General features: G+C 74.7%; 7 protein-coding genes. All 7 read left to right on the forward strand.

The window, feature by feature from the left end:
- Positions 1 to 79: 79 nt before the first annotated feature.
- The 7 genes from SAM23877_RS33815 to SAM23877_RS39405 all read left to right on the forward strand — a co-directional run bounded on the left by SAM23877_RS33815 (position 80) and on the right by SAM23877_RS39405 (position 22,723).
- Positions 80 to 637 carry a sugar 3,4-ketoisomerase gene (locus SAM23877_RS33815; RefSeq protein ID WP_079030587.1) on the forward strand — a complete coding sequence of 186 codons (558 nt, stop codon included), beginning with the start codon at positions 80 to 82 and terminating at the stop codon, positions 635 to 637.
- The gene (locus tag SAM23877_RS33820; protein ID WP_235614651.1) at positions 634 to 1,368 is read left to right on the forward strand and encodes a class I SAM-dependent methyltransferase; all 735 of its coding nucleotides are present in this window, start codon (positions 634 to 636) and stop codon (positions 1,366 to 1,368) included. Before SAM23877_RS33815 ends, SAM23877_RS33820 begins: the two co-directional genes overlap by 4 nt.
- 155 nt (positions 1,369 to 1,523) lie before the next feature.
- Positions 1,524 to 2,426 (forward strand): ABC transporter ATP-binding protein, encoded by a 903-nt coding sequence (locus tag SAM23877_RS33825; protein ID WP_053141471.1) that lies wholly within the window; start codon positions 1,524 to 1,526, stop codon positions 2,424 to 2,426.
- Positions 2,423 to 3,208, forward strand: a complete 786-nt coding sequence (locus SAM23877_RS33830; RefSeq protein ID WP_053141473.1) for an ABC transporter permease — start codon at positions 2,423 to 2,425, stop codon at positions 3,206 to 3,208. Before SAM23877_RS33825 ends, SAM23877_RS33830 begins: the two co-directional genes overlap by 4 nt.
- Before the next feature lie 26 nt (positions 3,209 to 3,234).
- On the forward strand, positions 3,235 to 4,533 hold the full coding sequence (locus SAM23877_RS33835) for a sensor histidine kinase (RefSeq protein WP_053141478.1): 1,299 nt from the start codon (positions 3,235 to 3,237) through the stop codon (positions 4,531 to 4,533).
- Complete coding sequence (locus tag SAM23877_RS33840) at positions 4,523 to 5,176, forward strand: response regulator (protein ID WP_053141481.1); 654 nt, start codon at positions 4,523 to 4,525, stop codon at positions 5,174 to 5,176. Before SAM23877_RS33835 ends, SAM23877_RS33840 begins: the two co-directional genes overlap by 11 nt.
- A 231-nt stretch (positions 5,177 to 5,407) precedes the next feature.
- Complete coding sequence (locus SAM23877_RS39405) at positions 5,408 to 22,723, forward strand: type I polyketide synthase (RefSeq protein ID WP_053141482.1); 17,316 nt, start codon at positions 5,408 to 5,410, stop codon at positions 22,721 to 22,723.
- The last annotated feature ends 17 nt before the right edge of the window (positions 22,724 to 22,740 follow it).

Here is a 22,740-nt window from a genome sequence, read left to right on the forward strand (position 1 = left end):
GCCCCCGAGCCGGCCTCCAGGCCCCGCAGCCCGCACGGGTGCCCGTACAGCTCACATCCCACACCTGAGGAAGGCCCCCATGGTCACAGACCAGAGCCCCGAGGCGCCCCTGAAGACGGTACGCGGCTGCCGTCTCGTCACGCTCCCGGACAACACCGACCCGCGAGGCTCCCTCACCGTGATCGAGCGGGGACAGCACGTCGACTTCCCCGTGGAGCGGGTCTTCTTCGTGCACGGAGTGCCGCCGCAGGCGGTCAGGGGGCTGCACATGCACCGGGAACTGCACGAGCTGATCGTGGCCGCCGCCGGGTCCTTCGAGGTCGTCGTGGACGACGGCTTCTCGCGCGCCACGGTGCGCCTGGACCGTCCGGACCAGGCACTCCACGTGGAACCCGGAGTGTGGACCGAGTTCGCCGGCTTCTCGCCCGACGCGATCTGCCTGGTGCTCGCCTCGGCTCCGTACGCACTGGACGACTACCTCTACGACTACGACGAGTTCGTACGGACCGTACGTCTTCCCGGTGCCGGAGACGGAGCCGGTGCCGGAGCCGTCGCCGGCCTGGTCGGGACGGACGGGCCGGGCGACCGGCACGTGGACACACAGACGACCGAACGACCACTGGGAGCAGACGCGTGACGACCGACCGGCACCAGACCATCTACGAACGCGGCGAGATGTACGAGGCCTTCTACCGGGGCCGGGGCAAGGACTACACGGGCGAGGCCGACCTGGTGACGTCCCTGGTACGGGAACGGCTGCCGGAGGCCGACTCGCTGCTGGACGTCGCCTGCGGCTCGGGCGACCACCTCGCGCGCTTCGCCGCCTCCTTCGGGCACGTCGAGGGCCTCGACCTGTCCGAGGACATGGTGCAGTTGGCCCGGAGGAACACCGGGGTCCCCGTCCACCGGGGCGACATGCGCGACTTCACCCTCGACCGCACCTTCGGCGCGGTGGTCAGCCTCTTCAGCGGGGTGGCGTACTGCGCCGACCCCGACGAACTCACCGCCACCCTCCGCAGCTTCGCCCGCCACCTCTCACCGGGCGGGGTCATCGTCATCGAACCCTTCTGGCTCCCCGAGGACTTCCTGGAGGGCTACGTGGGCACCGACACGGTCGAGTCGGGCGGGCGTACCTACGTCCGCGTGTCCCACTCCGTCCGCGACGGCGGGGTCAGCCACATGGAGGTGCACTACCTGGTGGCGTCGGCGGAGGACGGTGTCACGCACCTCTCCGACGTGCACCGCACCACGCTGTTCACCCGTGAGGAGTACGAGAGCGCCTTCGTCCGCGCGGGGTGCGAGGTCGAGTACGTGAAGCACCCGCTCGCACCACGTGGCCTGTTCGTCGGAACCGCCCCCTCGGCCTGACCGGCGGCCGAGCCCCCTGAGGGAACCCCGAGGCGATGTCGGGGTCGTAGGGGTCGTCCCGTAGGGGGCGTAAGGGGGATCAACCGATCGGTTGATCCCCCTGACGAGCGTGATGGGCGATGTGCCGACCGGGCCCGGCCCGGCACGGTGGAAGCATGACTCTGATCGAAGTGAGCGACCTGCGCAAGAGCTACGGCGGACGTCCCGTCGTGGACGGCGTCTCCCTCGCGGTGGAGGAGGGTGAGATCTTCGGGGTCCTCGGACCCAACGGCGCCGGCAAGACCACCACCGTCGAGTCCATCCTCGGACTGCGCGTTCCGGACAGCGGCACGATCCGCGTGTGCGGGCTCGACCCGGTCGCCGACCGTGCGAAGACGACACTCATCGTGGGCGCGCAGCTGCAGGAGAGCGAGCTGCAGGGAAAGCTCACCGTCACCGAGGCACTCCAGCTCTACGCCGGCTGCTACCCCCGCCCCGCCGACTGGCGCACCCTGGCCGCGCGCCTCGGCCTGGAGGAGAAGCTCGACACCCGTTTCGCGCAGCTGTCCGGCGGCCAGAAGCAGCGGCTGGCCATCGCGCTCGCCCTGGTCGGCAGCCCCCGGGTCGTCATCCTGGACGAGCTGACGACCGGCCTGGACCCGGCGGCGCGACGCGAGGTGTGGTCGCTGATCGAGGAGGTCCGGGCGAGCGGCGTCACCATCCTCCTGGTCACGCACTTCATGGAGGAGGCGCAGCGGCTGTGCGACCGGGTCGCGATCTTCGACCGGGGGCGGGTCGCCGCGCTGGACACCCCCTCCGGCCTGGTGGCGCAGTCCGCGAGCGGCACCGTCATCTCCTTCACGCCCTCCCGCCCGCTGGACGAGGACGTCCTCGCCGCCCTGCCCGGTCTCGCCTCCGTCACCCACCACGACGGACGGATCACCCTCGCCGGTACCGACGAGACCGTCAACGCGGTGATCAGCCTGCTCGCCCGCAACCGGGTCAGCGCCCACCAGCTGCGCGTCACCGACTCCACCCTCGACGACGCCTTCCTCAACCTGACGGGAGCCGACGCATGAGCGCCGCCACCGCACCCCCGGTACCCTCCGCCACCGTCACGCCCCGTCCCGGGCGGGCCGTGCTCCGCGCCGAACTGCTCCTGTTCTTCCGCGAGCCCGGCTCGGTGTTCTGGGTCATGGCCTTCCCCACGCTGCTGCTGGTGGTCCTCGGCTTCATCCCCTCCATGACGGAGCCCATGGACGAACTCGGCGGTCTCACCACCGTCGAGGCCTACGTGCCCGTCGCCGTGCTCCTCTCGATGATCATGGCCGGTCTGATGGCCATGCCCCCGGTGATCACCGGCTACCGCGAGCGCGGCATCCTGCGCCGGATGTCCACCACCCCGGTGCGCCCCACCGCCGTTCTCGGTGCCCAGGTGGGCCTGCACGCCGTCGCCTCGCTGATCTCCGCCGTGCTCACCCTCGCGGTGGGGCGCGTCGTCTCCGACGTCGGCCTGCCAGGCGAGGTCCTGGGCTACGCGCTGACCCTGCTGCTGGCGGTGGTGTGCCTGATGGCGCTCGGCGCGCTGATCTCCGCGCTGTCCCCCACCGCGAAGATCGCCCAGGCGGTCAGCCTGACGGTGTTCTTCCCCGCGATGCTCGCGGCCGGCGTCTACATGCCCGTCCAGCAGATGCCCGACCTGATGGCCGACATCGTGGAGGCGCTGCCCTTCGGCGCCGCCGCCCAGGCCCTCAACCAGGCCACCGCCGGCGACTGGCCGGACTGGATCCACCTCGGAGTACTGGCCCTGTGGACGCTGGTGCTGTCCGCGTCCGCCACGCGCTGGTTCCGCTGGGAGTGACGAACGTGTCACGCGCGCCGGGTGCCATGGCCGACACTGAGGGCGTGGCATCCGACGCGACCCTCCCCGTCCCCGAGCCGCAGGCCGCGCCCGGCGCGCAGCCCCGGCTGCTCCTGCGCTTCAGCCCTCCCGTCCTCCTCGGCGTCGGCCTGGTGCTCGCCGCGGCGACCTCGTCCCTGGTCGGCATGGACGGCACCGAGTGGGCGGCGGCCGGGACGCTCGCCGCCGCGGCGCTCGTCCTGCAGCTGTGGTGGGACCGCGTGGCACGCGCCCGGCCCGGCCCCAGCGCGGCCGGCGCCCTGTACTACGCGCTGCGCTCGGTCCTGGCGTTCGGCCTGGCCTGGATCAACCCGTTCTGCGCCTTCTACGCCGCGGTCGGATGCTTCGACACCGAGCGCCTGGTACCCCGCCGCTGGGTTCCCCTCGGCCTGCTGGCCACCGCCGCGACGATCGCCGGCGCGCAGATCGGGGGCCTGCCCCCCGACGACACGGCGAGCTGGGTGTTCTACGGCATGCTGGTCGCCGTCAACACGGGCATCTTCCTGACCGTCCAGCAGGACACGGAGAAGGAGGAGGACCGCGCCCGCGAACGGGTGGAGACCATCCGCGAGCTGGAGCACACCAACATCGCGCTGGAGCGGGCCCTGGTGGAGAACGCCGCCCTGCACGACCAGCTGATGCTCCAGGCGAGGGAGGCCGGGATCGCCGACGAGCGCCGCCGCCTCGCCGCGGAGATCCACGACACCGTCGCCCAGGACCTGACCGGCGTCATCACCCAGCTCCAGGTCGTCACCGACACCCAGGAACAGGGCCCGGCCCGCGTCCACGCCGAACGAGCCCTGCAGCTGGCCCGCCACAGCCTCGGCGAGGCACGCCGGGCCGTCGCCAACCTCGCGCCCGTCGCACTGGCCGAGGACGACCTGCCCGGGGCGCTGAAGAAGACCGTCGTCCGTTGGTCCGAACGCACCGGGGTACAAGCCGAGTTCGCCCTCACCGGCTCCGACGAACCGCTGCACGAGGAAGTGCAGGGGACGCTGCTGCGGATCGCGGCGGAGGCGCTGTCCAACACGGCACGCCACGCCAAGGCCACCCGGGTCGGCGTGACGCTGTCCTACATGGGCGAGGAGGTCGTGCTCGACGTGCGCGACGACGGCCGGGGCTTCGACCCGTCCGCCCTGCCCGAGCGCGACACCGCGTCCGGCTTCGGCCTCAAGGGCATGCGGGCCCGCGCGGAGCGGCTGGCGGGGGAGCTGACCGTCGAGTCCGAGCCGGGCCTGGGCACCGCCGTGTCCGCCCGCGTACCGTCGGTGCCCTATGGACGCTGAGAACAACGGGACGATCACCCTGCTGATCGTCGACGACCACCCGGTGGTGCGCGACGGCCTGCGCGGCATGCTGGAGCCCGCGGACGGCTTCACCGTGCTCGGAGAGGCGTCCGGCGGCACGGAAGCGGTCGAGATGACGCTGCGCCTGGACCCGGACGTCGTCCTGATGGACCTGCGCATGCCGGCCGGCAGTGGCGTGGAGGCCATCGCCGAGCTGACCCGGCGGGGCGCACGGGCCCGCGTGCTGGTGCTCACCACCTACGACACCGACTCCGACACCCTTCCGGCGATCGAGGCCGGGGCGACGGGATACCTGCTGAAGGACGCGCTGCGCGACGAGCTGTTCGCGGCCATCCGGGCGGCGGCGGAGGGCCGCACCGTGTTGTCCCCGACGGTCGCCTCACGCCTCGTCACGGCGGTGCGTGGCCCCGCCCGGAGGCCCGTCGACGACACGCTCTCGGCACGGGAACTGCAAGTGCTGGAGCACGTGGCGCGCGGCACGTCCAACAGGGAGATCGCCCGTGAGCTGTTCATCAGCGAGGCGACCGTCAAGACGCACCTGACCCACATCTACGACAAGCTGGACGCGAGGGACCGGGCCGCCGCGGTGGCGGTCGCCTACCGTCGCGGTTTCCTCGGCTGACCGCGCCCCGGACACCCCTGGGCCGGACCGCGGAGCCGCCCCCTAGTCACCTGGTCAGGGGCGGCGACGCGAAGGCTAGGGGTTGGCCGCTCGTCGGGCCCCTGGCTAGCGTCGGAGTGCTTCAGCCGAGGAAGAGCGGCCGGAACACGCTGGGCGCGTAACCGTCTGCCCTGGCAGCCGGCCGGATTCGGGTCCGGCGATCTCGCGCCGTCAAGTGATTTCGGGGCATTCATGTCGGATACGTACACCGGTGGGTCCGAGGCCTTCGCGATCATCGGGTACGCGTGCAGGCTGCCCGGCGCGCCCGGACCGGCACCGCTGTGGGAGCTGCTCGCCACGGGGACCGACGCGATCACCGAGATCCCCTCCGACCGCGCGCGCGTTCCCTCGGTCACCCGCGGCGGGTTCATCGAACGGGCCGCGGACTTCGACGCCGGCTTCTTCGGCATGTCCCCGCGCGAGGCCGCCGCCACCGACCCGCAGCAGCGCCTCGCCCTCGAACTCGCCTGGGAGGCACTGGAGGACGCCCGGCACCTCCCCGCCGGCCTCGGCGGCAGCCGCACCGGTGTCTTCCTCGGCGCCATCTGGGACGACTACGCCGCCCTCCTGCACCGTGCGGGCGACGCGGGCATCGACCGGCACTCCATGCCCGGACTGCAGCGCGGCCTCATCGCCAACCGCCTCTCCTACACCCTCGGGCTGCACGGCCCCAGCCTCACCGTGGACGCCGGCCAGTCCTCCTCCCTGGTCTCCGTCCACCTCGCCTGCGAGAGCCTGGCGCGCGGGGAGTCCGAACTGGCCCTCGCCGGTGGTGTCAACCTCGTCCTGGCCCCCGACAGCACCGTCTCAGCGCTGCGCTTCGGCGGACTCTCCCCGGACGGCCGCTGCTTCACCTTCGACGCACGCGCCAACGGGTTCGTACGCGGTGAGGGCGGTGGGGTCGTCGTCCTCAAACCCCTGGCCCGGGCCCTCACCGACGGCGACCGGATCCACGCGGTCGTCCGCGGCAGCGCCGTCAACAACGACGGCGGCGGCCCCAGCCTCACCACTCCCAGCGCCGCCGCCCAGGAGGCCGTCCTGCGCGCCGCACACGCCCGCGCCGGGATCGCCCCGGACGCGGTCGGCTACGTCGAACTGCACGGCACCGGCACCCCGGTCGGCGACCCCGTCGAGGCCGCGGCCCTCGGCGCCGCCCTCGGCACCGCACGCACCGCTCCGCTGCCGGTCGGCTCGGTGAAGACCAACATCGGACACCTCGAGGGCGCGGCCGGCATCGCGGGCCTGCTGAAGGCCGCTCTCGTCGTCGAACGGGGCGTCGTCCCCCCGAGCCTCAACTTCGCCTCCCCGCCCGCCGGTATCCCGCTGGAACGGCTGAACCTGCGGGTGCAGACCGCGGCGGGCCCGCTGGGCGGCGAGGGATTCGTCGGGGTCAGCTCCTTCGGCATGGGCGGGACCAACTGCCACCTGGTGCTGGGCCCCGCACCCGACCCGGTGGCCCGGCCGGCCGCCGAGCCACCGGCTCATGCCGCCGTGCCCCCGGCTCCCGGCTCCGACCGGACCACTCCTCCCGTGCCCGTGCTGGTCTCCGGCCACACCGCGCAGGCGCTGCGCGCCCAGGCCGCCCGGCTGAAGGACGCGGTGGAGGGAGCCGACCTGGCCGTGGCGGACGTGGCGCACTCGCTGGCCACCACCCGCACCCGCTTCGCCCGGCGCGCCGTGCTCCTCGCCGAGGACCGGGAGCAGTTGCTCGCCCAGCTCTCCGCGGTGGCCGCCGGCCTGCCGGCGACGGGCGTCAGCGAGGGCGCCGCGCGCACCGGACGGCTGGCCATGATCTTCTCCGGGCAGGGTTCGCAGTGGCCCGCCATGGCCACCGGACTGCTCGACACCGACGAGGTGTTCACCCGCGCGATCCACGCCTGCGCGGAGGCGCTCGCCCCGCACACCGACTTCTCGCTGACGGACGTCCTGCGCGGCGCCGAGGGCGCGCCCACGCTGGAGCGGGTCGACGTGGTGCAGCCCGCGCTCTTCGCCGTGATGGTGGCGCTGGCCGAGACCTGGCGGTCACTGGGCGTCGTCCCCGACGCCGTCGCCGGACACTCCCAGGGCGAGATCGCCGCGGCCTGCGTGGCGGGCGCGCTCTCGCTGCCGGACGCGGCCAAGGTCGTCGCACTGCGCAGCCGCGCCATCGGCGCCCTGGCCGGACAGGGCGGGATGCTGTCCGTGCAGGCCGGGGCGGCACGGGTCCGCCCCTGGCTGGAGACCGCGCCCGCCCTCTCGATCGCCGCCGACAACGGACCCACCGCGGTCGTGGTCTCCGGGCCGGTCGACGCCCTGGACGGCTTCGCGGCACGGTGCGTGACGTACGGCGTCGAGACCCGGCGCATACCGGTGGACTACGCCTCGCACTCGGCGCACGTCGAGCTGATCCACGACGAGCTGCTGACCGCGCTCGCGGACATCGAACCCCGCACGTCCGAGGTGCCGTTCCTGTCCACCGTCACCGGCGAGTGGACCGACACGGCCGGCCTGGACGCCGCCTACTGGTACCGGAACCTGCGGTCCACCGTCGAGTTCTCCGCCGCCGTCCGGCGGTTGGCCGACGAGGACTTCCGCTTCATCGTCGAAGCCACCCCGCACCCGGTTCTGGTGGCCGCCGTACGCGACATCCTGGCCGAGCTGGACGCGCCGGACACCGCGGTGGTCGGCTCGCTGCGGCGCGGCGAAGGGGGGCGCGCGCGGCTGCTCGGCTCCGCCGCCGAACTGCTCGCCCACGGCCGCGACGTCCGGCTGCCCGCCCCGCCGGGCACGGTCGTGGACCTGCCCACGTACGCCTTCCAGCGAGAGCGCCACTGGCGGCCCGGCGAGGCCGCCGCGCTCTGGGACGGCACCGGCGAGCCCGTCCGGGACGCCGCCGCCCCGGACACCGGCGCCGATCCGGACACGGCAGCCGTTCCGGACGACTCACTGCGCGACCGGCTGCGCGCCCTCTCGCCGCAGTCCGCCCGCGGCACGGTGCGCGAGCTGATCCGGTCCCACGCCGCCGTGGTCGGCGGGTTCGCCGCGGCCGAGGAGGTGGACCCGGAACAGACCTTCAAAGCCCTCGGGATCGCCTCCCTGACCCTGGTCGAGCTGCGGACCCGGCTCGCCACGGCCACCGGGCTCTCCCTGCCGCCCACCTTTCTCTTCGACCACCCCACCCCGGCCGCGGCCGCCCGCCACCTGTGCGACGCGCTGCGCGGCGAGGACGCCGCCCGCCCCTCCCGCGCCATGCCCGCCCCGCAGCCCGCCGACGCCGACGACCCCGTCGTCATCGTCTCCATGGCCTGCCGCTTCCCCGGCGGCATCGACTCGCCCGCGGCGCTGTGGGAGGCGCTGAGCGAGGGCCGCGAGGTGCTGACCGGCCTTCCCGAGGACCGGGGCTGGCAGCCTGCCCTGGCCGCGCTGGAGACCCCGCTTCCCACGGCCGGCGGGTTCCTGGACGACATCGCGGGCTTCGACGCCGCACTCTTCGGCATCTCGCCGCGCGAGGCCGTCGCCATGGACCCGCAGCAGCGGTTGCTCCTGGAGGTCACGTGGGAGGCGCTGGAGCGGCTCGGCACCGACCCGACCGACCTGCGCGGCAGCCGCACCGGCGTCTTCGTCGGAGCCACCGCACAGGACTACGGCCCCCGGATGCACGAGCCCGCCGAGAGTTCCGAGGGCTACCTGCTGACCGGCACGACCGCGAGCGTCGCCTCCGGCCGGATCGCCTACGCCTTCGCGCTGGACGGCCCGGCGGTGACCGTGGACACCGCGTGCTCGTCGTCGCTGGTGGCGCTGCACCTGGCGGCGCAGTCGCTGCGCGCGGGAGAGTGCTCCACGGCCCTGGCGGGCGGCGTCACCCTGATGGCCACACCCGGTGTCCTCGTCGAGTTCGCGCGGCAGGACGGCCTGTCCCCGGACGGCCGCTGCAAGGCGTTCGGAGCACGGGCCGACGGCACCGGGTGGTCAGAGGGGGCGGGCATGCTGGTCCTGCGCCGTCTGTCCGACGCGCTGGCCGACGGGCAGCACGTCCTGGCCGTGCTGCGGGGATCCGCCGTCAACTCCGACGGCGCCTCCAACGGGCTGACCGCACCCAACGGTCTGGCCCAGCGCCGGGTCATCCGGGCGGCCCTCGACGCGGCCGGTCTGCGGCCCTCCGACGTGGACATGGTGGAGGCGCACGGCACCGGGACCCGGCTGGGCGACCCGATCGAGGCGCAGGCGCTGTTGGCCACCTACGGGCAGGAGCGGGACGCGGAACGACCCCTGTGGCTGGGGTCCTTGAAGTCCAACATCGGGCACACCCAGTCCGCCGCCGGTGTCGCCGGCGTCATCAAGACGGTTCTGGCGCTGCGGCACGGCGTGCTGCCCCGCACCCTGCACGCCGACGAGCCGACGCCGCACGTGGACTGGTCGGCGGGCGCCGTGCGGCTGCTCACCGAGAACGTGACCCTGCCCCCTGCGGACCGGCCGTACCGGGCGGGTGTCTCCTCGTTCGGCATCAGCGGCACCAACGCACACGCGGTCATCGAGGCGGCGCCCGAACCGGCCGTCCCGGACGAGGGAACGCCCGGCCCCCGCCTCGCGCTCCCCGTGCTCCTCTCCGGGCACGGGGCCGCCGCCCTGCGCGACCAGGCCGCCCGGCTGCGCGCCTTCCTGGACGCCGAACCGTCCGTACCGCCGACCGCGATCGCACGGTCGTCGGCGACCACCCGCTTCCCCCTGGACCACCGCGCGGCCCTCTTCGCGGCCGACCGCGAGGAACTGGCGGCCCGCCTGGACGCGGTGGCGGAGGGCCACGACGCGGCCGGTGTGCTGCACGGGGTCGCGTCGCCCGGGCGTACGGGGTTCCTGTTCACCGGTCAGGGGTCGCAGCGGTTGGGGATGGGCCGGGAGCTGTACGGGGCGTTCCCGGTGTTCGCGGATGCCTTCGACGCGGTGTGTGCGCGGGTGGATCTTGAGCGTCCTTTGCGTGGGGTGGTGTTCGGCGAGGACGCGGGGTTGCTGGAGCGGACGGTTTACGCGCAGGCGGGGTTGTTCGCGCTGGAGGTGGCGCTGTTCCGGCTGGTGGAGTCCTGGGGTGTGGTCCCGGATGTGCTGGTGGGGCACTCGATCGGGGAACTGGCCGCCGCGCATTGCGCGGGAGTGCTGTCGCTGGAGGACGCCTGCGCGTTGGTGTCGGCGCGGGGGCGGTTGATGGACGCGCTGCCCGCCGGTGGGGCGATGCTGGCCGTGGAGGTGGCCGAGGGCGAGTTGCGGCTGCCTGACGGGGTGGACCTGGCGGCGGTCAACGGGCCGACATCGGTGACGGTGTCGGGTGAGGCGGACGCGGTCGCCGGTCTGGAGGAGCGGCTGCGGGCGCGTGAGATACGGGTGAAGCGCCTCGCGGTCTCGCACGCCTTCCACTCCCGCCTGATGGAGCCGATGCTGGCCGACTTCGCGGCCGTCGCCGAGTCGTTGACCTACCACGCCCCGCAGATCCCCGTCCGCACCACGGCCCCGGGCGCGATCGACACCCCGGAGTACTGGGTGGGGCAGATACGCGAGCCCGTCCGGTTCGCCGACGCACTCGCCTCACTCCCCGAGGTGCGGACCTTCCTGGAACTCGGCCCCGACGGAGTCCTGTCCGCCCTCGTCCCGGTCCTCCTGGCGGAGGCCGTCGCCGTACCGCTGCTGCGTCGCGGCCAGGACGGCACCCGGCCCGCCCACGCCGCCGCGGTGCTGTGGACCCGCGGCGTGCCGCTGGACTGGACGGCCGTCACCGGTACAGGCACCTCCCGCCCCGTGGAACTGCCCTCCTACGCCTTCCAGCGCACCCGCTACTGGACGTCCCGGACCTCCTCCGCCACCGCACTGGCCGCCGCGGGCGTGGACACGGCCGGCCATCCGCTGCTGGGCGCCGTCGTGCCCCTGGCGGGCGACGGCGGGCTGGTCTGGACCGGCGTCGTCGGCCTCGCCACCCACCCCTGGCTGGCCGACCACATGGTCCACGGCCGGATCGTGCTGCCCGGCACCGCCCTCGTCGATCTCGCCCTCCACGCGGGAACCGGCGCGGGGCTGCCGGGACTCGCCGAGCTGACCCTGCGCGAACCCCTGGTCCTGCCCGAGCAGGGCGCCGTCCAGCTCCAGATGACCGTGGCCGACCGCGCCGTCGAGATCCACAGCCGTCCCGACGGCGACTCCGGAGCGCTCTGGACCACCCACGCCGCCGGCGTCCTGGAGCCGGTCCGCCGGCCCGTGGACGCCCCCGGTACACGCGACCCCTGGCACCCCACGGGCACGGCCACCGCCCCCGGCTACGACGCGCTCGCGGCCGCCGGACTCTTCTACGGCCCCGCCTTCCGGGGCCTGCGCGTCGCCTGGCGCGACGGGGACACCGTGTACGCGGAGGTCGAGCTGCCCGAAGGGCCGCAGGCCCCGCTGTACGACGCCGCGCTCCACGCGCTCGGTGCCACCGGCCTGCTCCGCGAGGACGGCGCGACCCTGCTGCCGTTCGCCTGGTCCGGCGTAACCCGGCACGCCCTCGACGCCACCGCGCTGCGCGTCACGCTGACCCGGCGCGGTGCCGACGAGTACGCGGTCCGCCTCGCCGACCCGAAGGGCGCGCCCGTGCTGACGGTGCGGTCGCTCGCGTTCCGGCCCGTGACCGCCGACCGGCTGGGCGCCCCGGCCTCCGGGGTGCTCCACGGCGTCGAATGGACCCCGGCCGGCGACGGGGACCGCGAAGCTCCGTTCGCGGCCGTACCGGTGGGACCCACCGACCTCCTCGACACGGTCACCGCGGCGGGCTCCTTCCCCGGCCCGGCCACCCTGGCGGACGTGGCGGTCGTGCCCGGCCCGATGCTCGCCTGCGTGGGCGTCGGCCCTGAGCCGTCCGCGACCGGCGCGGCCCTCGCGCGGCGGACGCACGAGACGGTCACCGCCGTACTCGGCCTGGTGCGCGACTGGGTGGACGACGAGCGCCGTTCCGGCAGCAGGCTGCTGGTCGTCACCCGGAACGCCGTCGCCACGGCCGACGGTGAGAGCGTCGATCCCGCCGCCGCAGCGGTCTGGGGCCTGCTGCGGTCCGCCCAGGCCGAACACCCCGGCCGGTTCGGCCTCGTGGATCTGGACGGCACGGCCGTGTCGGCCGCCGTCCTCGCCGCCGGCCTGCCCGCCGACACCCCCCAGGCCGCCCTCCGCGCCGGCACCCTGCTGGTCCCGCGCGCGTCCCGGCTGCGGGCCGGAGCCCACCCCCCGTGGGGCCCGCACGACACCGTTCTGATCACGGGCGGCACCGGGGCGCTCGGCGCCCGTGTCGCCCGGCACCTGGTCTGCGCGCACGGGGTCGCGGGTCTGGTGCTGCTCAGCCGGCGCGGCCCCGAGGCGCCGGGCGCCGCCGACCTCGCCGCCGAACTGACCGGGCGGGGCGCCACCGTGGTGGTCGTCGCCGGTGACGCCGCCGACCGGGGCGACCTCGACCGGGTGCTCGCCGACCACCCCGTCACCTCCGTAGTCCACACCGCGGGGGTCCTCGACGACGGCCTGCTCACCTCGCTGACACCCGAACGCGCTGCCGCGGTGCTGCGCCCCAAGGCCGAGGCGGCCGCCCTCCTCGACGAGGCGACCCGCGATCTCGGCCTCACCTCCTTCGTCCTGTTCTCGTCCGTGGCCGCTTCCTTCGGCACCGCCGGCCAGGCGTCGTACGCGGCGGCCAACGCCTTCCTCGACGGGCTCGCCGCCCGCCGCCGCGCCGAAGACCTGCCCGCCGTCGCGGTGGGCTGGGGGCTGTGGGGCGGAACCGAGGGCATGGCCGCCGGACTCGGTACGACGGACCGCGCGCGCTTCGCCGGGCTGGGCGGCGCGCTCGACCCCGACCGGGGCGTGAGGCTGCTCGACGCGGCCGTGACCGCCGGGCCCGCCCAGGTACTGGCCACGGCAGCCGAACCCGCCCCCGGCGACGGCTACGTACCGCCGCTCCTGCGGCACCTGGCACGCCCTGTGCTCCGCTCGGCCGCCGCCCGGTCGTCCGCGGACACCGACGGTCTCGCCGCGCTGCCCGAGCCCGAGCGGACGCGCGCTGTCGAGGAGCTGGTGCGGACGACCGTCGCGGCCGTGCTGGGACACTCCTCCGGTACCGGAGTGGACACCGGCCGCACCTTCAAGGACCTCGGGTTCGACTCCCTCACCGGCGTCGAACTGCGCAACCGGCTGGCCGCCGCCACCGGGCTGCGATTGGCCGCCACCCTGGTCTTCTCCCACCCCAGCCCGGCCGCACTGACCGCCCACCTCTGCGAGGAGCTCAGCGGTACGGCCGCTGACGCGGCCGTACCGCGCTCGCGGAAATCCGCCGCCGCGGACGAGCCGATCGCCGTCGTCGCGATGAGCTGCCGCTACCCGGGCGGTGTGGACGGCCCCGAGGAACTCTGGCGGATGGTCCGGGAAGGGCGCGACGGCATCACCGGTTTCCCCACCGACCGCGGCTGGGACCTCGCGCGCCTCCACGATCCGGACCCGTCCCGCCCCGGCACCACGTACGCACGGCACGGTGGCTTCCTGCACGATGCCGCCGACTTCGACGCGGAGCTGTTCGGCATCTCGCCACGCGAGGCGCTGGCGATGGACCCGCAGCAGCGGCTTCTGCTGGAGCTGTCCTGGGAGGCCTTCGAGCGGGCCGGCATCGACCCGACCGGCCTGCGCGGCAGCGACACCGGAGTCTTCGCCGGCGTCATGTACCACGACTACGCGCATGCCGCCGAGGCCCTTCCCGAGACCGAGGGCTACCGGGCCACCGGTGGCGCCGGCAGTGTGGTGTCCGGTCGGATCGCCTACACGTACGGGCTGGAGGGCCCGGCCGTGACGGTGGACACGGCGTGTTCGTCGTCCCTGGTGGCGTTGCACCTGGCCGCCAGGTCACTGCGTGCGGGCGAGTGCTCGATGGCCGTCGTCGGCGGCGTCACCGTGATGTCCGCCCCCGGCGTGTTCGTGGACTTCAGCAAGCAGCGGGGACTCGCGCCCGACGGCCGCTGCAAGTCCTTCTCGGCGGACGCGGACGGCACCGGCTGGTCGGAGGGCGCCGGGGTGCTGCTGGTGGAGCGGCTGTCCGACGCGCGACGCCACGGGCACGACGTCCTCGCGGTGGTGCGCGGCTCGGCCGTCAACCAGGACGGCGCGTCCAACGGTCTCACGGCGCCGAACGGCCCCTCGCAGCAGCGGGTCATCCGCGCCGCTCTCGCCGACGCCGGCCTGGCACCCGGCGACGTGGACATGGTGGAGGCGCACGGTACGGGCACGAAGCTGGGCGACCCGGTCGAGGCGGAGGCGCTGCTCGCCACGTACGGGCAGGTCCGGGACGCGGAAAGACCGCTGTGGCTGGGGTCGTTGAAGTCCAACATCGGGCACACCCAGGCGGCGGCGGGCGTCGGCGGCATCATCAAGACGGTCCTGGCGCTGCGGCACGGCGTGCTGCCCCGCACCCTGCACGCCGACGAACCCTCGTCGCACGTGGACTGGTCGGCGGGGGCGGTGGAACTGCTCACCGACGAGCGGGAGTGGCCGTCGGTAGGGCGACCCCGACGCGCGGCGGTCTCGTCGTTCGGGATCAGCGGCACCAACGCACACACCGTGATCGAACAGGCACCGGACGAGCCCGAACCCGCCCCCCGCCGGGAGACCCGGGTGCCGGACACGCTCGTGCCCTGGGTGCTCAGCGGTGCCTCACCGGAGGGCCTGCGCGCCCAGGCGGCCCGGCTGCGCGAAACGGCCGCAGCCGAGGAGCCGGCCGACATCGGGCTCGCCCTGGCGACCCGGCGCGCGGCGCTGGAGCACCGGGCGGTGGTGCTGGGGACGGGGCGCGAGGAACTGCTGCGCGAACTGGACGCGTTGGCGGCGGGACGCGGCAACGCGCCGAGCGGTGTCGCCTCGCCCGGGCGTACGGGGTTCCTGTTCACCGGTCAGGGGTCGCAGCGGCTGGGGATGGGCCGGGAGCTGTACGGGGCCTTCCCGGTGTTCGCGGATGCCTTCGACGCGGTGTGTGCGCGGGTGGATCTTGAGCGTCCCCTGCGTGAGGTGGTGTTCGGCGAGGACGCGGGGCTGCTGGAGCGGACCGTCTACGCGCAGGCGGGGTTGTTCGCGCTGGAAGTGGCGCTGTTCCGGCTGGTGGAGTCCTGGGGTGTGGCTCCGGATGTGCTGGTGGGGCATTCCGTCGGAGAGATAGCCGCGGCGCATGTGGCGGGGGTGTTGTCCCTGGACGACGCCTGCGCGCTCGTGTCGGCGCGGGGGCGTCTGATGGACGCGTTGCCCGAGGGCGGGGCGATGCTGGCCGTGGAGGCGGCCGAGGAGGATCTGGAGCTGCCCGACGGGGTGGAGCTGGCGGCGGTGAACGGGCCCACGTCGGTGACGGTGTCGGGTGAGGCGGCAGCGGTCGCGGGGCTGGAGGAGCGGCTCAGGGCGCAGGGTGTGCGGGTGAAGCGCCTGGCGGTCTCGCACGCGTTCCACTCCCGCCTGATGGAGCCGATGCTGGCGGAGTTCGCGGAGGTGGTGCGGTCGTTGACCTACCACGCCCCCCGGATCCCGGTGGACACCACCGCTCCCGGCGACCCGGCCACGCCCGAGTACTGGGTGGGCCAGGTGCGGGAGCCGGTCCGTTTCGCCGACGCGGTGCGCCGTGCTCACGAGGCCGGCGCCACCCGCTTCCTGGAACTCGGTCCCGACGGCCCCCTGTCCGCCCTCGTCGCGCACCTCACCGAGGACGTCGCCGCCGTCCCCGCCCTGCGCTCCGGCCACGACGAGCACACCACCCTGCTGCGCGGCGTCGCCGAGATGTACGCACACGGCGCCGACATAGCCTGGGACAGGTACCTCGAGCCGCTCGGGGGCCACGCCGTCGAGTTGCCGACCTATGCCTTCCAGCGTCGGCGCTACTGGCCCGACACCGTGGCCGACGGCGGCGGCACGGCCCCCCGCGAACGGGCCGAGGCCGGATTCTGGACGGCCGTCGCCGGGCGCGAGATCGACCGGCTCGCCGACACCCTGGGCCTGCCCGACGACGCAGCACGGCGTGGACTGGCCGACCTGATGCCGCACCTCGCGTCCTGGCACGATCGCCGGCGCACCGAGGCGGCCGTCGGATCCTGGTACTACCGGGCGGTCTGGCGGCCCGTCGCTCCGGCGCCCGCCGTGCTCGACGGCGTCTGGCTCGTCGTCGCCCCGGACAGCCCGGTCAGCGCTGACGTTCGGGACGTCCCGGTCAGCGCTGACGTCCCGGACGCCCCGGTCAGCGCTGACGTCCCGGACGCCCCGGTCAGAGCAGATGCCCTGGACGCCCTGGATGCCCTGGACGCGCAGGTCGCCGACGCGTTGCGCCGCAGCGGTGCCACCGTGCTCGCCCTGACGGACCCCGGCACCGACCGGACCGCCCTCGCCGACCGGTTGCGCTCCTGCGGCGAACTCGCGGGCGTCGTCTCGCTGCTGGGGACCGACACCGGCGTCTCGCGCACGGGTGCGGCCCTCGGCCGGGGGCTGGCCGCCACCCTCGCGCTGACCCAGGCGTGCGCCGACGCCGACGTCCCGCTGTGGTCCGTCACCCGGGGTGCGCTCTCGACCGGCCGGTCCGACGGCCCACCCGACCCCACCCAGGCCCAGATCTGGGGCTTCGGCCGGGGCGCCGCCCTCGAACTCCCGCACGTCTGGAGCGGGTTGATCGACCTGCCCGAGATCCTGGACGCCCGGGCGGGGAACCGGCTCTGCGCCGTACTCGCTGCCGGGGGCGCACGCGCCGGCGACGGAGAGGACCAGGTGGCGATCCGGGCCGAAGGCGTCTTCGCCCGCCGTCTCGTCGCGGCCGCACCGGTCTCCCCGGCCGCGGAACCCGTGCCCCGCACCGACGGCACCGTGCTGGTCACCGGCGGAACCGGCGCGCTCGGTGCCCAGGTGGCCCGTCTGCTCGCCGCACGCGGGCACAACCGGCTGCTGCTCGTCAGCAGGCGCGGACCCGAGGCGCCCGGCGTCGCGGAGCTGGCTGCCGAACTGGCGGCAGTGGGCACCATGGCGACGGCCGTGGCCTGCGACGTAGCCGACCACGACGCGCTCGCCGCCCTGCTCGCGGGGATACCGGAGCAGCACCGGCTCACCGCCGTCGTCCACGCGGCCGGTGTGCTGGACGACGGGGTGATCGACGGCCTGACACCCGAACGTTTCGAACAGGTGCTCCGGGCCAAGACCCTGGCCGCGGAGAACCTCGACGCCCTCACGCGCGACCTTCCACTCGACGCCTTCGTCCTCTTCTCCTCCTTCACCGGCGCTGTCGGCACGGCGGGCCAGGCCAACTACGCCGCCGCCAACGCCCACCTCGACGCACTTGCCGAGCGCCGCCGCGCCCAGGGGCTGCCCGCCACGGCGATCGGCTGGGGGCCGTGGGCGGAGACCGGCATGGCCGAGGACGAGGCGCTCACCCAGCGGCTGCGCCGTTCCGGTCTGACCCCCCTGCCACCGGACCTGGCCGTGACCGTCCTCGACCGGATGCTCGACGCCGCGGTCGCGGACGGCGGCGGAACGGCCGACGACGCCGCCGTCGTCGTCGCGGACGTCGACTGGAGGCGGTTCGCCACCGGCTTCACGGCGGCACGCCCGAGTCCGCTGCTGCGCGAACTCGTCCCCGCCGACCCACCGGACGGTGCCGAAGACTCCGGCGACGCCACCGGTCTCGCGGCGCGCCTCGCCGCCGCCGGTGAGGGCGAGCGTCGCCGGATCACCGAGGAACTGGTGCGCACTCTGGCGGCCTTCGTGCTGGGCCACGGCACGGCGGCCACCGTCGCGCCCGACAAGGCGTTCCGCGACCTGGGCTTCGACTCACTCACCGCCGTCGAGTTGCGCAACGCCCTGCGGGCCGCCACCGGGCTCCCGCTCCCGGCAGGCCTGATCTTCGACCACCCCACACCGGCCGCCCTGGCCACCCGGCTGCGCGCCGAACTGACCGGAGGCGCCGGGACCGCCACCGCCACCCCGGCCCCTGGCCGCCCAGCACCCCCCGCACCTGAGGACCCCGTCGCCGTCGTCGCGATGGGCTGCCGGTTCCCCGGGGCGGCCACCCCGGAGGAGTTCTGGGATCTGCTCTCCCGAGGCCTCGACCTGGTGGGCGACTTCCCGGCCGACCGGGGCTGGGACCTGCGCGACGCCCCCGACTTCGCACGGCGCGGTGGCTTCCTGCCCGACGCGGCCGGCTTCGACGCGGACCTCTTCGGCGTCTCCCCCCGCGAGGCGCAGGCCATGGACCCGCAGCAGCGGCTGATGCTGGAGATCTCCTGGGAGACCTTCGAGCGGGCCGGTGTGGACCCCGCCTCCCTCCAGGGCAGCCGCGTCGGCGTGTTCGTGGGCACGAACGGCCAGGACTACGCCGGGTTGTTCCCCGCCACCGGATCGGGGCTGGAGGGCCACGTGGCCACCGGCAGCGCGGCCAGCGTGCTGTCCGGCCGGATCTCCTACACGTACGGGCTGGAGGGCCCGGCCGTCACGGTGGACACCGCCTGCTCCTCGTCCCTGGTCGCCCTGCACCTGGCGGCGCAGTCACTGCGGTCGGGGGAGTGCTCGATGGCGCTCGCCGGCGGTGTCACGGTCATGGCCGCGCCCACCGCGTTCCTGGAGTTCGCCCACCAGCGCGGCCTGGCGGCCGACGGGCGCTGCAAGGCGTTCTCGGCCGACGCGGACGGCACCGGCTGGGGCGAGGGCGCCGGACTGGTGCTGCTGGAGCGGCTCTCGGACGCCCGGGCCCAGGGCCACCGCGTGCTCGGGCTGCTGCGGGGCAGCGCGGTCAACCAGGACGGCGCGTCCAACGGCCTGACCGCGCCGAACGGTCCGGCGCAGCAGCGGGTGATCCGCGCCGCGCTGAACTCGGCCGGGCTGTGGCCCTCGGAGGTCGACGCGGTGGAGGCCCACGGCACCGGTACGAGGCTCGGCGACCCGATCGAGGCGGAGGCGCTGCTCGCCACGTACGGCAGGGACCGCTCGGAACCCCTCTACCTGGGGTCGGTGAAGTCCAACATCGGGCACACCCAGGCGGCGGCGGGCATCGCCGGCGTCATCAAGATGCTGCTGGCGATGGACCACGGCGAACTGCCCCGCACCCTGCACGCGGCAGCACCGTCGCCGTCGGTCGACTGGGACTCGGGCAGCCTGAGCCTCCTCACCGAGACCACTCCGTGGACGCCCCGGGTCGACCGGCCGCGTCGGGCGGCCGTCTCCTCGTTCGGGATCAGCGGCACGAACGCCCATGTCGTCCTGGAGCAGGCCGATGTCGCCGTACCTTCGGCGCCGGCCCAGGACTCCGTACTGCCGTGGGCCTTCTCGGCCCACTCCGGCGCGGCGCTGAACGCGCGGGCGAAGGGGCTCCTGGTGCTCTGCGACGACCCCGGCGTCTCCGGCGTCGCGGCGGGCCGGGCACTCGCCACGACCGGCCTCGGCCTGGCACACCGCGCCGTCGTGCTCGCCGAGGACATCGCGGGGTACGCCGAGGGCCTGACGGCACTGACGACGGACGAGCCGTCGGCCAGGGCCGTCCGAGGAACAGCTCGTGAGGGATCCACGGCGCTGCTGTTCTCCGGTCAGGGTTCGCAGCGGTCGGGGATGGGCCGGGACCTGTACGAGGCGTTTCCGGTGTTCGCGGACGCCTTCGACGCGGTGTGTGCGCGAGTGGACCTTGAACGTCCCCTGCGTGAGGTGGTGTTCGGCGAGGACGCGGGGCTGCTGGAGCGGACCGTCTACGCGCAGGCGGGGTTGTTCGCGCTGGAAGTGGCGCTGTTCCGGCTGGTGGAGTCCTGGGGTGTGACCCCGGACGTGCTGGTCGGACATTCCATCGGCGAGCTGGCCGCCGCGCACGTGGCCGGGGTGTTGTCGCTGGACGACGCCTGCGCTCTGGTCTCCGCCCGGGGGCGGTTGATGGACGCGCTGCCCGAGGGCGGGGCGATGCTGGCCGTGGAGGTGGCCGAGGAAGCTCTGGAGCTGCTCGACGGGGTGGACCTGGCGGCGGTCAACGGACCCACGTCGGTGACGGTGTCCGGTGAGGCGGAGGCGATCGCGGAGCTGGAGGAGCGGCTCCGGGCGCAGGAGGTACGCGTCAAGCGCCTCGCGGTCTCGCACGCCTTCCACTCCCGCCTGATGGAGCCGATGCTGGCCGACTTCGCCGCCGTGGCGCGGTCGTTGACCTACCACGCCCCGCAGATCCCGGTCCTCACCACCGCCCCCGGCGACCTGGCCACTCCCGAGTACTGGGTGGGCCAGGTGCGCGAGCCGGTCCGCTTCGCCGACGCGCTCGGCCGTGCCCACGAGGCCGGCGCCACCCGCTTCCTGGAACTCGGCCCCGACGGCGTCCTCAGCGGCCTCGTCCCCGGCGCGGTGCCCGCGATGCGCCGGCGCCGTCCGGAGGTGGAGGCCCTGTTCGCGGCCGTCGCACGGCTGTGGGTCGAGGGGATGGCGGTGGACCTGGCGGCGGTGTTCCCCGAGGCCCCGCCCGTCACGCTGCCGCCCTACCCCTTCCAGCACACCCGCTTCTGGCCCGAAACCGTCCCGGCCGGGCACCGCGCCGCTTCCGGAGAAGGGCGGTACGAGGTCCGCTGGGTGCCGGTGACCGAAGAAGCCGCCCGGCCGACCGGCACGTGGTTCCTGGTCACGCCGCCCGGCGAGGACGACGGCGCGGATGCCGGCGCCGACGACATCGGCCGCGCGCTGCACCGCGCCGGCGCACGTACCCTCGTCGTCCCCGGGGGCACCGACCGCGCCGACCTCGCGGCCCGGCTCCGCGCCGCGACGACGGAGACCGCCCCGGCCGGTGTGCTGGCTCTGCCACCTCGCTCGGGCTCCGCCGCCCTGCCCTCCGTGGTCGCCCTCGTCCAGGCGCTCGACGATGCGGCGGTGACAGGCCCGCTGTGGTGCGCCACCCGCGGCGCGGTGCGGGTCTCCACGGACGACCCGGGGCCCGACCCGGACCAGGCGGCCGTCTGGGGCTTCGGCAGGGTCGCGGCCCTGGAGACGCCCCGCGGCTGGGGCGGCCTGGTCGATCTCCCCGCCGAGTGGGACGACCGGACCGGCGTACGGCTGGCCGCGCTGCTCGGCGCCGACGGACCCGAGGACCAGGTGGCGATCCGCCGCACCGGTGTACTCGGCAGACGCCTCGTCGAGAGCGCCCCCGGCAACGGGGACCGTACGTCCGTCGAGTGGCGGCCGGCCGGCACCGTGCTGGTCACCGGTGGTACCGGCGCACTCGGCGCGCACACCGCCCGGCTGCTCGCCCGGCGGGGCGTGCCGCACCTGGTGCTCGTCGGGCGCCGGGGCCCGGACGCGCCCGCTGCCGACGAGCTCGCCGCCGAACTGACCGCCCTCGGCAGCCGCGTCACCCTCGTCGCCTGCGATGTCACGGACCGCGCCGCGCTCGCGGAGGTACTCGCGGGCATACCGGAGGACCTGCCGCTCACCGGCGTCGTGCACGCGGCGGGGACGGTGGACGACGGAGTGATCGGCTCGCTCACCCCCGGTCGCGTCGGGGAGGTGGTGCACGCGCGCCTGACGGCTGTCCGGCACCTGGACGAACTGACCGCGCGCCATGACCTCGACGCGTTCGTCCTGTACACCTCCTTCGCCGGAGTCGTCGGCAACCTCGGGCAGGCCGCGTACGCCGCGGGCAACGCCGCGCTGGACGCCTTCGCCGAGCGGCGCCGAGCGGCCGGACGTACCACCACGGCCCTCGCGTGGGGACCGTGGGCCGGAGCAGGCGTGGGAGCGGGCACGGCAGCGGGCGAGCAGCAGCAGCGCACCGGCGTGACACCGCTGCCCCCGGAAGAGGCCCTCCGGTCGTTGGAAGCGGCCCTCGCCGAGCGGCGGGCGACGCTCTGCGTGGCCGGCATCGACTGGAGCCGCTTCGGTCCCGTTCTGGAAGCGGGGCGCGGCGGGCGGCTGCTCGACCTGCTGCCCGCCGCGGTCAGGCCCGCGCCGCCCGCCCCCGGCCGGCAGGGGCCGGGCCTGGCCGAACGGCTGGCCGGGGCGCCGCAGGCGGAACAGGAACGCATCCTGGTCGACCTGGTGGTCTCCCGGACCGCCGCCGTACTCGGCCACGGCACCCCGGCCGCCATCGACCCGGACCGGCAGTTCCGCGACCTGGGCACCGACTCGGTGACGGCCGTCGAACTGCGCAACCTGCTCGACGTGGCCACCGGACGGACCCTGCCCGCGACCCTGGTGTTCGACCACCCGACCCCCGCCGCCCTCGCCACGCACCTGCGCGGCCTTCTCGTGAGCGGCCCGGGCCAGGCCGCCCCGGCGGGCGGCGAGAGCGCGGTCGCCCGGCTGGAGAAGTTCGAGGCGGCGCTCGCCGAGACCCCCCTCGACGGCGAGGAGACGGCGGTCCTGCTCGCCCGCCTGCGCGACCTCACCGACCGGCTCGGCGCCGCCGCGACCGTGCCACCCGCCCGCTCCGAGCCCAGGACCGCGGACCTCGACCTGGCCTCGGCGAGCGCCGACGACCTCTTCGACCTCATCCACAACGAATTCGGCAAGTCCTGACGCCATGTACGGTCCTG

The organism is Streptomyces ambofaciens ATCC 23877, assembly GCF_001267885.1.
GTDB lineage: Bacteria > Actinomycetota > Actinomycetes > Streptomycetales > Streptomycetaceae > Streptomyces > Streptomyces ambofaciens.

What these genes read in the sequence shown, in the direction of transcription:
- SAM23877_RS33830 (WP_053141473.1), top strand. Translation starts at nt 2,423, where the DNA reads ATGAGCGCCGCCACCGCACCCCCGGTACCCTCCGCCACCGTCACGCCC.
- SAM23877_RS39405 (WP_053141482.1), top strand. Translation starts at nt 5,408, where the DNA reads ATGTCGGATACGTACACCGGTGGGTCCGAGGCCTTCGCGATCATCGGG.
- SAM23877_RS33835 (WP_053141478.1), top strand. Translation starts at nt 3,235, where the DNA reads ATGGCCGACACTGAGGGCGTGGCATCCGACGCGACCCTCCCCGTCCCC.
- SAM23877_RS33815 (WP_079030587.1), top strand. Translation starts at nt 80, where the DNA reads ATGGTCACAGACCAGAGCCCCGAGGCGCCCCTGAAGACGGTACGCGGC.
- SAM23877_RS33825 (WP_053141471.1), top strand. Translation starts at nt 1,524, where the DNA reads ATGACTCTGATCGAAGTGAGCGACCTGCGCAAGAGCTACGGCGGACGT.
- SAM23877_RS33840 (WP_053141481.1), top strand. Translation starts at nt 4,523, where the DNA reads ATGGACGCTGAGAACAACGGGACGATCACCCTGCTGATCGTCGACGAC.